This is a genomic window from Streptomyces vastus (assembly GCF_039532825.1).
GTDB lineage: Bacteria > Actinomycetota > Actinomycetes > Streptomycetales > Streptomycetaceae > Streptomyces > Streptomyces vastus.
In genome coordinates this window covers 153,772-166,717 of sequence record NZ_BAAASJ010000125.1, presented here as the reverse complement: position 1 = coordinate 166,717, position 12,946 = coordinate 153,772, and the positions used below count along the sequence as shown (strand labels likewise).

General features: G+C 69.6%; 11 protein-coding genes and 1 pseudogene. 7 read left to right on the top strand and 5 right to left on the bottom strand.

The features are described from left to right. The first annotated feature begins 91 nt into the window (after window positions 1–91). The 5 genes and pseudogenes from ABD357_RS43130 to ABD357_RS43110 all read left to right on the top strand — a co-directional run bounded on the left by ABD357_RS43130 (window position 92) and on the right by ABD357_RS43110 (window position 5,691). Window positions 92–1,249 (top strand): phytanoyl-CoA dioxygenase family protein, encoded by a 1,158-nt coding sequence (locus ABD357_RS43130; protein WP_344397148.1) that lies wholly within the window; start codon window positions 92–94, stop codon window positions 1,247–1,249. A 15-nt stretch (window positions 1,250–1,264) separates the two neighbouring features. Beyond that, window positions 1,265–2,078 (top strand): annotated as a pseudogene (locus ABD357_RS43125) (SDR family oxidoreductase). A 105-nt stretch (window positions 2,079–2,183) separates the two neighbouring features. Beyond that, window positions 2,184–3,188 carry a Gfo/Idh/MocA family protein gene (locus tag ABD357_RS43120; RefSeq protein ID WP_344397146.1) on the top strand — a complete coding sequence of 335 codons (1,005 nt, stop codon included), beginning with the start codon at window positions 2,184–2,186 and terminating at the stop codon, window positions 3,186–3,188. 146 nt (window positions 3,189–3,334) lie between these two features. Continuing rightward, on the top strand, window positions 3,335–4,672 hold the full coding sequence (locus ABD357_RS43115; RefSeq protein ID WP_344397144.1) for a protoporphyrinogen/coproporphyrinogen oxidase: 1,338 nt from the start codon (window positions 3,335–3,337) through the stop codon (window positions 4,670–4,672). After that, window positions 4,669–5,691, top strand: a complete 1,023-nt coding sequence (locus ABD357_RS43110; protein ID WP_344397142.1) for a Gfo/Idh/MocA family protein — start codon at window positions 4,669–4,671, stop codon at window positions 5,689–5,691. Before ABD357_RS43115 ends, ABD357_RS43110 begins: the two co-directional genes overlap by 4 nt. An 83-nt stretch (window positions 5,692–5,774) precedes the next feature. Here the strand turns inward: ABD357_RS43110 and ABD357_RS43105 are convergent, their stop codons facing one another. From ABD357_RS43105 to ABD357_RS43085, 5 genes are read right to left on the bottom strand one after another with little or no spacing between them, the layout of a single operon-like run. Next, window positions 5,775–6,800 carry a Gfo/Idh/MocA family protein gene (locus ABD357_RS43105; protein ID WP_344397140.1) on the bottom strand — a complete coding sequence of 342 codons (1,026 nt, stop codon included), beginning with the start codon at window positions 6,798–6,800 and terminating at the stop codon, window positions 5,775–5,777. Window positions 6,801–6,816: 16 nt separating this feature from the next. After that, window positions 6,817–7,719 carry a sugar phosphate isomerase/epimerase family protein gene (locus ABD357_RS43100; RefSeq protein ID WP_344397138.1) on the bottom strand — a complete coding sequence of 301 codons (903 nt, stop codon included), beginning with the start codon at window positions 7,717–7,719 and terminating at the stop codon, window positions 6,817–6,819. Beyond that, a complete protein-coding gene (locus ABD357_RS43095) occupies window positions 7,716–8,627 on the bottom strand; it encodes an ATP-binding cassette domain-containing protein (RefSeq protein ID WP_344397136.1) in 912 nt (303 codons plus the stop codon). Before ABD357_RS43095 ends, ABD357_RS43100 begins: the two co-directional genes overlap by 4 nt. Before the next feature lie 9 nt (window positions 8,628–8,636). Further along, complete coding sequence (locus tag ABD357_RS43090; RefSeq protein WP_189321835.1) at window positions 8,637–9,716, bottom strand: ABC transporter permease; 1,080 nt, start codon at window positions 9,714–9,716, stop codon at window positions 8,637–8,639. Next, on the bottom strand, window positions 9,716–10,735 hold the full coding sequence (locus ABD357_RS43085; RefSeq protein WP_344397135.1) for a sugar ABC transporter substrate-binding protein: 1,020 nt from the start codon (window positions 10,733–10,735) through the stop codon (window positions 9,716–9,718). Before ABD357_RS43085 ends, ABD357_RS43090 begins: the two co-directional genes overlap by 1 nt. A 288-nt stretch (window positions 10,736–11,023) precedes the next feature. Between ABD357_RS43085 and iolC the strand changes: the two genes are divergently transcribed. Together iolC and ABD357_RS43075 are read left to right on the top strand one after the other, a co-directional pair. Further along, entirely contained in the window at window positions 11,024–11,974 is a 951-nt protein-coding gene (gene iolC / locus ABD357_RS43080) for a 5-dehydro-2-deoxygluconokinase (RefSeq protein WP_344397133.1), read from the top strand. Window positions 11,975–12,027: 53 nt separating this feature from the next. Continuing rightward, on the top strand, window positions 12,028–12,906 hold the full coding sequence (locus tag ABD357_RS43075; protein ID WP_344397131.1) for a Cgl0159 family (beta/alpha)8-fold protein: 879 nt from the start codon (window positions 12,028–12,030) through the stop codon (window positions 12,904–12,906). The last annotated feature ends 40 nt before the right edge of the window (window positions 12,907–12,946 follow it).

The following is a 12,946-nucleotide window of genomic DNA, read 5'->3' as shown; positions in this document are numbered from 1 at the left end:
GGGTTTTTGATGGGTTCCTGCTGGTTGTTCGAGGGGTTTGTACTGACAAGAATGACAGCGCTCCACCGCTCCGTGACCCGAAGGGACGACGATGACCGTCACCTCCGTACACCCCCGTCCCTGGCTGTCCGAGCAGGACTGCGACCTGGACTCCTTCCGTGCGCTCGTCGAGCAGGAGACCGACCCCACCGACTACCCGCAGGCCTCCGCCATCGTGCGGAACGTGCCGGTCTACGACGCCGACCAGGTCGAGGCCGACCGCGAGTTCCAGGCCGAGCTGGTGCACGCGCTCGCCGAGGGCCCGGGAATCGTGGTCTTCCGGGGCGCCTTTGCGGACCCGGAGGTCGTCGACCGGGCCACCGCCGTCTTCGACGCCCTGATCGCCGAGCAGCGTGCCGCGGGCGCGACCGCGGGTGATCACTTCGCCAAGCCGGGCGCCAACGACCGGGTCTGGAACGCACTGGAGAAGGCGGCCCTGTATGACGCTGAGGCGTTCGCCGACTACTACGCCAACGACGTCCTCGCCCTGGTGTCATCGGCCTGGCTCGGCCCCGGCTACCAGGTAACCTCCCAGATCAACGTGGTCAACCCGGGCGGCGCCGCCCAGACGGTGCACCGCGACTACCACCTCGGCTTCCTCTCCAACGAGACCGCGACCGCATACCCGGCGCACGTCCACCGCCTCTCACCCGTACTGACCCTCCAGGGCGCGGTCGCCCACTGCGACATGCCCGTCGAGTCCGGCCCGACGATGTACCTGCCGCATTCACAGAAGTACGAGCCCGGCTACCTGGCCTGGCGACTGCCCGAATTCCGGGCCTACTTCGAGGCACGTCACGTCCAGCTCCCCCTCGCCAAGGGCGACGCGGTCTTCTTCAACCCCGCCCTGTTCCACGCCGCCGGACACAATCGCTCGGCGGACGTCCGCCGCATGGCCAATCTGCTCCAGGTCTCCTCTGCCTTCGGCCGGGCGATGGAGACCGTCGACCGCGAGGCCGTGGCGAACGCCGTCTACCCGGTGCTGCTGAAGCGCAAGGCCGAGGGCGCACGCCAGGAGTGGCTGGACACGGTGATCGCGGCCTGCGCCGAGGGCTACCCCTTCCCGACGAACCTGGACTCCGACCCGCCCGTCGACGGACTGGCCCCGCCCTCCCAGGCGGACCTCGTCCGGCGCGCCCTCGGCGAGGACTGGACCCCGGAACACCTGCGGGACGCACTGCGGGCCGCCACCGAGCGCCGCGAGAGCTGAGGAACGAGAGAGCACATGGGACTTCTTGAGGACAAGGTCGTCCTCGTCAACGGCGGCACCCAAGGCGTCGGCGCGGCCGTCGCCCGGGCCGCCGCCCGCGAGGGCGCGACCGTGGCCGTCACGGGGCGCCGCCCCGAACCCGGCGAGGCACTGGTCACGGAACTGACCGAAGCCGGGACCAAGGCCATGTACATACGGGCCGACCTCGCCGACGCGCAGCAGGCGCGGGGGAGTGTGGCCCAGGTGATCGAGGCGTACGGCTGGATCGACTGCCTGGTCAACTCCGCCGGGCTCACCTCCCGCGGAACACTGCTCGACACCACACCCGAGTTGTTCGACGCGCACATCGCGATCAACCTCAAGGGCCCGTTCTTCGCCATGCAGGCCGCAGTGGCCGACATGGTGGCGCGCAAGGCGCCCGGCACGATCGTCAACATCATCACCTCGTCCGAGCACGGCGGACAGCCCTTCCTGGCCCCGTACGTCGCCGCCAAGGCCGGACTCGCAGGGCTGACCCTCCCCCACGCTCGGCTTCGCTCGCGCGGGGGGACCCCCATCGCCGCGCACGCCCACCGCTGGGACCGGATCCGGATCAACGGCCTGAACATCGGCTGGACCGCGACCGAGGGCGAGGACACCACCCCGCGCACCTTCCACGGCGGCGGGCGACGACTGGCGCGAACAGGCCGCTCAGAAGCTGCCGATGGGCAAACTCGGCCAGCCCGACGAGATCGCCGACTTCGTGGTCCTGCTGGTCTCCGACCGCAGCGGTGTCGTCACCGGCTCGGTCGTCGACTGGGACCAGAACGTCCTCGGCGGACTCGATTGACCCCCCACTCGACTACGACGCGCACTTCATCCGTACGACGCAGAAGCGATCAGAAGCAGTACGTACGACGCACAAGGAAACAAGGAAACTAGGAGCCCCTGAACCATGCGTATCGGCATCCTCGGCCTCGGCCGCATCGGCGCGTTCCACGCCGAGACCCTGTCCCGGCTCGACGTGGTCGAGTCCCTCGTCGTCGCGGACCCGTTCGCGGATGCCGTCACGGCCGCCGTCGAGCGCTTCGGCGCCGAAGCAGTCGGCTCGCCGGAGGCGGTACTGGCCGCCGGCGTCGACGGTGTGGTGATCGCCGCCGCCACCGACGCCCATCCCGGACTGATCCGGGCCGCCGTCGAGGCGGGAGTGCCGGTCTTCTGCGAGAAGCCCGTCGCCCGCGCGATGAAGGAAGGCGTCGAGGTCCTGAACGCCGTGCGGGACAGCGGCGTCGAGATCCAGATCGGCTACAACCGGCGCTTCGACGCCGGGTTCATGGCCGCCCGAACCGCCGTCCAGAGCGGCGAACTCGGCCCGCTGCACACCGTACGGTCCACCACCCTGGACCCGGCGCCGCCCCCAGCCACGTACATCGCCGCCTCCGGAGGCATCTTCCGCGACTGCTCCGTACACGACTTCGACATCATCCGCTGGGTCACCGGCCACGAGGTGACCGAGGTGTACGCCGTCGGCGGCAACCGGGGCGCCGAATACATCAAGGAGGCCGGTGACGCCGACACCACCGGCGCGATCCTCACCCTCGACGACGGGACGATCGCGGTGGTGTCCAACTCCCGCCACAACGCCCGCGGTTACGACGTCCGCATGGAGATCCACGGCTTCCAGGACTCGATCGCCGTCGGCCTGGAGGACAAGCTGCCGCTGCGCTCCGTGGAGCCAGGCGTCACCTTCCCTGCCGGGACGCCGCACGACTTCTTCATGGACCGCTTCACCGACGCCTACCGCGCCGAACTCGACGCGTTCACCGAGGTCGTCGCCGGCCGGCGGACCTCGCCGTGCACGGTGGCCGACGCGCTGGAGGCAGGCTGGATCGCCGAGGCCTGCACGCTGTCGCTGAACGAGCACCGGCCGGTGACGATCGCCGAGGTCCGCGCCGGCTGAGACCCCTCGCCCGTGTCCCGGGTGCCTCGGGCACCCGGGACAGCCTGTGTGTGAACATCACAGCTCCCGCGTCCGTTTACGGCCATGTGATCTCTCCATCCGACCATGAGAGCCGTTCACGTCCGACCGATCGAGGAGCGACGACCATGCAGGAGTTACCCGACACCGCCGGCCCCCGGAGCGTGGTCGTCATCGGCGGGGGACCGAGCGGTCTGGCGGCCGCCCGCGAACTGGAGCGTGCCGGGCACCGGGTGACCGTCCTGGAGGAGCAGGACACGGTGGCCGGGAAGTGCCAGAGCGTTCACGTCGACGGCCGGGCCTACGACCTCGGCGGCCACATATGCACCAGCCAGTACGCGCGGGTCGCGGAGTTGGTGACCGAGCTGGACGTGGAGACGGAACGCACCACCCGCTACCGGGTTATCCGCGGTCTCGACGTCGCCGCACGCGCCCCGGGCCGCCAGTCCATGGCGTTCCTGCTCGACGGCGCCCTCCCGCGCTACCAGGCGCTGCGCGAGCGGGAGTTCCCGCGCATCGCCGAACCCGGGCTCGCCCACTCCGCGCGGGCGCTCGCCGCTCCCGTCACCGAGTGGCTCGCCCAGCATGGCCTTCAGTCCATGGCCGAGTCGTTCGGCACCGGATACACGGCGGCCGGGTACGGCTATCTCGACGACGACGTGCCCGCGCTGTACTTCGTGAAGTACGCGGAGATGACCGGGCTGCTGTCCTCCCGCAGACCCGAACTGCTCGGACACGCAGGCGACTTCACCGTCGTGGGCGGATTCGCCACACTGTGGCGCCGGGTCGCCGACGAACTGAAGGACGTACGGTGCGCCGTGCGTGTGGAGTCCGTCGAGCGGCACGCGGGCGGCGTGCGGGTCGGTACCGACTCCGGACCGGTGGAGGCGGACGACCTGGTGCTCGCCGTAGCCCTGGACCGGATCCTGCCGGTCCTGGACGCCACCGAGGAGGAGCGCGACCTCGCCGCGCGGATCCGCTGCAACGCCTACCACACCACCCTCGCCTCAGCGTCCGGCCTGCCGGAGAACGCCTTCTATTTCCTCGACCGCCACACCGCAACCCGCGAGGCGAGGGGTCACTGCGTCTCGTACCACCACCGTTACCCGGGCAGCGATGTACGCACCTTCTACTCCTACGGCCGCCCGGAGGACGTTCCCGCGCTGCTGCGGGACGACGTCGCGGCACTCGGCGGGCGGCTGCGGGAGGTGCACCTGCGGCGCCAGTGGGCGTTCATGCCGCACTTCGGCAGCGACGACCTCGCCGGCGGCGCCATGGACCGCCTCGACGCGCTGCAGGGCCGGGCCCGCACCTACTACGTCGGCGGCCTGCCCGCCTTCGAACTGGTCGAGTGCGCCGTAGCCCACGCCCAGGACCTCGCCCGCCGGCACTTCCCGACTGTGGACGGCGGGACGACTCTGCAGGAAGATCGCCCTGTCACGATCGAGGAGGAACAGCAGGCATGAGCGAACCGGGCCGGGAACCACTGCGCATCGGCGTACTCGGGGCAGCACGGATCACCGAACGCGCGCTCGTCGACCCGGCCCGGGCCGGCGGCCACCGCCTCGTCGCGGTGGCCGCACGGGACCGCGGCCGGGCGGAGACCTTCGCCGCACAGCACGGCGTGGAGCGGGTGCACGACTCGTACGGCGATCTGCTCGCCGACCCCGAGGTCGAGGTCGTCTACAACCCGCTCGCCAACGGTCTGCACGGGCCGTGGAACCTCGCCGCCCTCGCCGCGGGCAAGCATGTCCTGACCGAGAAACCGTCGGCGAGCAACGCCGCGGAGGCCGCCGAGGTGCGGGAGGCGGCCGCGAAGTCCGGAACCGTCTTCATGGAGGGCTTCCACTACCTCTTCCATCCGGTCACGCGGCGCCTGCACGAGCTGCTGGCCGGCGGTGAACTCGGGGAGCTGCGACGGGTGGAGACGCTGGTCGCGATTCCCGCCCCGGACGACGCCGATCCGCGCTGGTCGCTGCCGCTCGCCGGCGGTGCCGTGATGGACCTGGGCTGCTACAGCCTGCACGCCGTGCGGTTGCTGGCGCCGTGGGCGGGCGGTGCTCCCCGCCTCGTATCCGCGCGGGGTGAGGAACGGGCCGGGGCGCCCGGGGTCGACGAGTGGATCGACGCCGAGCTGGAGTTCCCCGGCGGCGCGACCGGGTCGGCCCGCTGCCACATGGCGTACGGCGAGCTGGAGATGAGCTGCCGGATCGTCGGCACCCGGGGCGAGGCCTTCGCACCGAACTTCGTGCTGCCGCACCAGGACGACCGGGTCGTGGTGCGCACGCAGGAGGGCGAGCGGGTGGAGCACCTCGGCACCAGGTCGTCGTACACGTACCAGCTGGACGCCTTCGCCGCGCGCGTCCGCGGCGGGGCGGCGCTCCCGCTGGACGCGGACGACGCGCTGGCGACGATGACCCTGATCGACGAGTGCTACACGGCGGCGGGTTTCCGCCCGCGACCGCGTACGGCTCTCTCGGCCTGACGCCGCGTCAGCCGCAGCAAGCGACAGGCGCGGGCCGGGATTCGCTCCTGGCCCGCGCCTTGATTGCCTGGTGTGACGCCCTGTCAGCTCCGGTACAGCTCAGGGCGGTCGATCATCTTCACCTCTCTCCGGCCGCCCTCGGTCAGCGCCGTCACGCCCGTTTCGCAGACCGCGGCGGCCGCATAGCCGTCCCACACGCTCGGTCCTGTGACCTCGCCGCGGCGGGTGGCGTCCACCCAGGCCTGCACTTCACGGTCATACGCGTCCTCGAAGCGCGCCACGAAGTCCGGGGCGATCGAACCGCCCCACTGCCCGGCCGAGTTGACGAGCATCCCGTGGGCGTCACCGATCCGTGCGGTGCCGTTCTCGCAGACCGCCTCCGCCTGAACCTGGTAGCCGAACCGGCAGTTGACGTTCATCTCGACGTCGACGACGGCGCCCCCGTCGGTCTCGAAGATGACGAACTGCGGGTCCTGGAGGCCCTCGGGCGCGTTGGACGACGGCCTGGGCTTCATCACGGTGACCGCGGTGATCTCCTGGTCCAGCAGCCACCTGGTGATGTCCATCTCGTGCACGACGGCGTCGTTGATGAGCATCTCGCTGGTGAAGCCGGGCACCGGGAGGGTCGCGTTGCGGTGCCGGTTGTGCAGCATCAGCGGACGCCCCAGTCGGCCGCTGTCCAGCAACTCCTTGAGCCGCATGTACTCGGCGTCGTACCGGCGCATGAACCCGACCTGCACCCGCCGGTGGCCCAGCTTCTGCTCCGCCTCCATGACCCGCAGCGCTGAGGCGGCGTCCGGCGTGAGCGGCTTCTCGCACAGGACGGGCAGGTCGTGCTCGAAGGCCGTCAGCAGCGCCGCCTCGTGGGCGGGACCGGGGGAGGCGATCAGCACCGCGTCCACGTCGTCCGCCGCCATGGCGGCGTCGGGGTCGGTGTACGCGGTGCAGCCGTCGATGCCGTCGGCGAGCCGCTCGGCCCGTGCGGTGTCGAGGTCCACGACCGCCGCCACCCGCGCCCCGCTGGTCACCCCGTCGATACGACGTACATGGTCGGCCCCCATCTTGCCGGTGCCGACGACGGCCACGCCGAGCGTGCCGCGCTGGGTCATGGACTGGTGTCCCCTCTCAGGCGCCGCAGGAGCGGAGGAACTTCCGGGTGCGGGTGGCGATGGGCAGCGGCTTGTCCGGCTCGCACGGGTACATGTCCTGCTCGACGATCGCGAACAGCTCGACGCCGAGGTTCTGCGCGGCGACCAGCACCGGCTCCAACTCCGGTACGCCGGACGGGGGTTCGCACATCACTCCACGCTGCACGGCGGGCCCGAACGGCACCTCGTTCTTGACGACGTCGGCCAGGATCTCCGGGTCGACCTGCTTGAGGTGGAGGTAGCCGATGCGCTCGCCGTACGTCTCGATCAGCTTGACGTTGTCGCCCCCGCAGTAGGCGTAGTGGCCGGTGTCCAGGCAGAGGTTGACCAGAGCGCTGTCGGTGGAGTCGAGGAAGCGCTCGACGTGTTCCTCGGTGTCGATATGGGTGTCCGCGTGCGGGTGCACCACGATGTCGAGACCGAAGCGCTCCTTCACCTCGTGCCCGAGCCGCTCCATGCCCTTGGTGAGATTCGCCCACTGCCGGACGGTCAGTTCGGGCGGCTCGATCAGCTCGGCGGTCTTGTCGTCCCGCCAGAAGGACGGGATGACCACCAGGTGCTTCGCGCCCATGGCCCGGGTCAGTTCGGCGACCTGGCTGACGTGCTCCCAGGTGGAGTCCCAGACGTCGGGGCCGCGGTGGAGTGCGGTGAAGACCGTGCCGGCCGACACCTTGAGGTCGCGCTTGTTCACCTCGTCGGTGAGCCTGGCCGGGTCGGACGGCAGATAGCCGTACGGGCCGAGCTCGATCCAGGAGTAACCGGCCTCGGAGACCTCGTCCAGGAAGCGTTCCCAGGGCACCTGCAGGGGATCGTCGGGGAACCACACGCCCCATGAGTCGGGAGCCGAACCGACGCGGATGCGGTCCAGGGCGTTGGTCACGATGCGGTCCCTTCGGACGTCACTACGGGGGCCTTGAGGTCCTGCTCCTCGGGAAGCTCTTCCACGTCGACGCCGCGGACTTCCGCCAACTCGTGCTTGAGCGCGGCCAGTTCGGCACCGCCGGCCATGTGGTTGGTGAGCTCTTCCAGGCTGACCTGGCTGCGGTCGGCGGACAACTCCATGGTGCCCAGACGCAGCACGCTGAAGTAGTCGCCGACCATGTAGGCGTGGTGCGGGTTGTGGGTGATGAAGATGACGCCGAGGCCGCGGTCGCGGGCGGCGGCGATGTACTTCAGCACGACGCCGGACTGCTTGACGCCGAGCGCGGCGGTCGGCTCGTCCAGGATGAGGACGCGGGCGCCGAAGTAGACGGCGCGGGCGATGGCCACGGACTGGCGCTGGCCGCCGGAGAGCGTGCCGATGGGCTGGTCGAGGTCGTCCAGGACGATGCCCATGGCGCGCAGTTCGTCGTCCGCGGTCTTCTTCATCCGCGCGATGTCGAGGCGGCGGATCGGCCAGGGGCCGCTGGTCATCTCGGAGCCGAGGAAGAAGTTCCGCCACACCGGCATCAGCGGGACGACGGCGAGGTCCTGGTAGACGGTGGCGATGCCCTTGTCGAGGGCCTCGCGCGGGGTGCTGAAGCGCACCGGTTCGCCGTCGACGAGGAACTCGCCCTCGGTGTGCTGGTGCAGCCCGGAGATGATTTTGATCAGCGTGGACTTGCCGGCGCCGTTGTCGCCGAGGACGCATGTCACCCTGCCGGGGTGCACGGAGAGGGTCACGCCGTGCAGGGCGCGGATGTTGCCGTAGGACTTGCCGGCGCCGCGCAGTTCGACGATCGGCTTCTCGTCCTGGGGGGCGGCGTCTTTGACGAGGGCCCCGCTGGCCGTGGATCCGTTGCTTGTCATGGGATCAGATCACCTCCGGGTGGCCGCGTTGCGGACCCACAGATTGACGAGGGTGGCGCCGAGCAGCATCACGCCCAGGAAGGCCATGAACCAGTCGGGGTTCCAGCCGGCGTACACGATGCCCTGCTGCACCATGCCGAACATGAAGGCACCGAAGACCGGGCCGATGGCGGAGCCGTAGCCGCCGGTCAGCAGACAGCCGCCGATCACCGCCGCGGCGATGTAGATCAGCTCCTGGCCGACGCCTTCGCCGGACTGCACGGTGTTGAAGGAGAACAGCTGGTGCATACCGACGAACCAGGCGCCGAAGCCCACGCCCATGAACAGCGCGATCTTGGTGAAGGTCACCGGCACACCGACCGCGCGGGCGCTGAACTTGTTGCCGCCGACCGCGAAGGTCCAGTTGCCGAACTTGGTGCGCAGCAGCAGCCAGGTGGCGATCGCCGCGAAGACCAGCCAGTAGAAGACGGTTATCTTCACCCCCACGCCACCGATGGTGAAGGTCGAGGCGAAAACCGACTTGGCCCCCTCGAAGCCGTCCATGTCGCTGATGTCGTTCGTCGCGACGTTGCCGGTGACCAGCTTGGTGACCGCCAGGTTGACGCCCTGCAGGATCAGGAAGGTGCCCAGGGTGATCAGGAAGCTCGGCAGTCCGGTTTTCACCAGCAGCCAGCCGTTGAACGCGCCGATCGCCAGCGACACGATCAGGGCGACGATGACGCCCACCCAGACGTTCATCGTCAGCTGGTAACTGACCATGCTCGCGGTGAGCGCCGAGGTGAGGACGGCGACACCGGCCGACAGGTCGAACTCGCCGCCGATCATCAGCAGGGCGACCGGGAGGGCCATCAGGCCGATGGTCGACGACTGATAGAGGATCGTGGCCATGGAGCCGGCCTCACGGACCGGCGGCGCCGCGATGAGGAAGAAGACGAACACCGCGACGGCTCCGAGGAAGACGCCGACCTCGGGCCGGGCGAGCAGCCGCAGCCACATGGGGCGCTCGGAGGTCCGGCCGTCGGTTTCCTTCTTCGGGCCGGAGGCCGGCGGTGCGGACACCGCCGGCGCAGCCTGCTGGGTCATGGGGATCACCGAGTACCCTTCGCGGCGAACTTCGCTATGGCCTCGACGTTGGACTTGTCCACGAAGGCCGGGCCGGTGAGGACGGGAGCCTCGCCGCCGCCGCTGTAGTTGCCGTTGTTCTTGTAGAGCCAGAGAGTGTCGACCGCGAGGTAGCCCTGCAGGTAGGGCTGCTGGTCGACGGCGAACTCGATGTCGCCCTTCTCGATGGCGCCGGTCAGGTCCTTGTTGAGGTCGAAGGTGGCGACCTTGGCCTCGCTGCCCGCCTCGGACACCGACTGCACGGCCGTCATGGCGAACGGGGCGCCGAGCGTGACCACTTCGTCGATGGAGGTGTCCTGCTTGAGCTTGGCGGTGATGGTCGACTTCACGGACGGCATGTCGGTGCCGTTGACGTAGAGGTTCTCCGTCTTGCCCTTGAAGGTCTTCTTCACGCCCGCGCAGCGCGCCTCGAGCCCGACGTGTCCCTGTTCCTGGACCACGCAGACGGCGTTCTTGGCGCCGGACTCGTTGAGCCTGTTGCCGAGGGCCTCGCCGGCGATGCCCTCGTCCTGGCCGAAGTAGGACAGGAGGCCCATATCCTTCCAGTTGTCGACACCGGAGTTGAGGCCGACGACGGGGATGCCGGCCTTCTCGGCCTTGGCCACCGCTTCCTTCATGGCGTCCGGCTTGGCCAGGGTGACCGCGATGCCGTCGACCTTCTGGTCTATGGCGTTCTGGACGAGGTTGGCCTGCTCGGCCGCGGTGGGGTTGCTGGAGTAGATCAGCTTGATGTTGTCCTTGGCGGCGGCCGCCTCTGCGCCCTTGCGGACGATGTCCCAGAAGGTGTCGCCGGGGGCCTGGTGGGTGACCAGGGCGACGGTCATGCGGGGCGTGCTGGCCTTGCCCGCGGCGATGTTCTCGCCGCTCTCCTCGGATTCCTTGCCCCCGGAGCTGCTGGAGCAGCCGGTGGCGATCAGTGCTGTCGCGGCGGCTGCGGCCACGAGTACGGGGAGTCTGCGGGAGCGGGGGCGAGACGTACGGTCCATCTTTCCGGCACCTCACTGTGCTGCGGGGAAATAGGGAGCGGGCGAGGACACGGGCCGGGCAAACGCCCGCACCCTGGGAGCCCGTGCGAAGAACATACGCCGGGCCAGATGCCGAAGAACTTTCGGCTGCACTTGTTGGGACGGGATGTAAGCCCCTGATGAGGCACCGTGTCAATACTTTGTTAAGACATCATTTCACGAGCACGTGAGAATGTCAGTACAAACTATTGACAGGGTCCCGTCCGCCGACTTACATCTGAGGGCATCCACCCGAGCGAGGAGCGACGCATGACCGAGTCCTTCGACCTGATCACCATGGGCCGTATCGGCGTCGACCTCTACCCTCTCCAGGCCGGCGTCCCCCTCACAGACGTCGACACCTTCGGGAAGTTCCTCGGCGGCTCCGCGGCGAACGTCGCGGTGGCCGCCGCGCGCCTGGGCCGGAGAACCGCGATCATCACCCGCACTGGTAAGGACCCCTTCGGCGCGTATCTGCACCAGGCGCTGGGCGAGTTCGGGGTCGACGACCGCTTTGTCACCCCGGTCGACGCGTACCCGACGCCCGTAACTTTTTGTGAGATCTTTCCCCCCGACGACTTCCCGCTGTACTTCTACCGGCAGCCCAAGGCGCCGGACCTGGAGATCCACACCGAGGAGCTCGACTTCTTCGCCATCCGCTCGGCCCAGATCTTCTGGATCACCGGGACAGGCCTGAGTGAGGAGCCCAGCCGCTCGGCCACCCTCGCCGCCCTCAAGGCGCGCGACAAGGCGGGCACCACCGTCTTCGACCTCGACTGGCGTCCCATGTTCTGGAAGAACCCGGCCGAGGCCCGCCCGTACTACGCCGAAGCACTGCGCCACGTCACGGTCGCCGTCGGCAACCTCGACGAATGCGAGGTCGCCACAGGCGTACGCGAACCGCACACCTGCGCCGAGGCCCTGATCGAAGCGGGTGTGGAACTCGCGGTGGTCAAGCAGGGTCCCAAGGGTGTCCTCGCCGTCCACCGCGACGGCAGCACCGCCGAGGTGCCGCCGGTGCCCGTGGAAGTGGTCAACGGACTCGGCGCGGGCGACGCCTTCGGCGGTTCGCTCTGCCACGGGCTGCTCGCCGGCTGGGAGCTGGAGAAGACCATGCGGTACGCCAACGCGGCCGGAGCCATCGTCGCCTCCCGCCTCGCCTGCTCCTCCGCGATGCCGACCGCCACCGAGGTCGAGGAACTCGTCGCTTCCCGAGGCTGACCCCGACACGCCTCCCGAGGCTGACCCCCACGCCCCCTGAACGGAGCCAACCCTTGAGCCTCACCATCCCCGACCTCGTCAGAGTGCGCGCCCGGCACCCGGAGGCCATCGCCGAAGCAGCCGCCCGCCGCAACCGCCGCCCCCTCATCGGCGACAGCGGACGCCTCATGATCGTGGCCGCCGACCACCCGGCCCGCGGCGCCCTCGGAGTCGGCGACCGCCGCCTGGCCATGGCCAACCGCGCCGATCTGCTGGAGCGGCTGTGCATCGCGCTGTCCCGGCCAGGCGTGGACGGGGTGCTCGCCACCGCCGACATCCTGGAGGACCTGCTGCTCCTCGGCGCCCTGGAGAACAAGGTCGTCATGGGCTCCATGAACCGCGGCGGGCTCGCCGGGGCGACCTTCGAGATGGACGACCGCTTCACCGGACACCGCCCCGAGGACATCGCCCGGCTGAACTTCGACGCGGGCAAGCTGCTGCTGCGCATCGACTACGACGACCCCGGCTCGCTGGCCACCCTGGAGTCGACCGCGCGGGCCGTCGACGCCATGGCCGAGCGTCGACTCCCGTTGTTCGTCGAGCCGTTCATCTCCCGCCGGGTCGAGGGGAAGGTACGCAACGACCTGTCCGCCGAGGCCGTCACCCGCTCCATAGCCATCGCCTCGGGCCTGGGCGGCACCTCCGCCTACACCTGGCTGAAGCTGCCCGTCACCAGCGACCCGGACGACATGGCGGCCGCGCTGGAGACCTCGACCCTGCCGGCCGTACTGCTGGGCGGCGAGGTGGGCAAGGATCAGGAGGGCGCGTACGAGAGGTGGCGCAAGGCGCTGCGGCTGCCCACCGTGCAGGGCATGGTCGTCGGCCGTTCCCTGCTCTACCCCGCGGAGGGCAGCGTCGAGACCGCCGTGGACACCGCGGTCGGGCTGCTGTGAGCCTGACCCGCAGGAACCGCGCGATGACCGGACCAGGAGG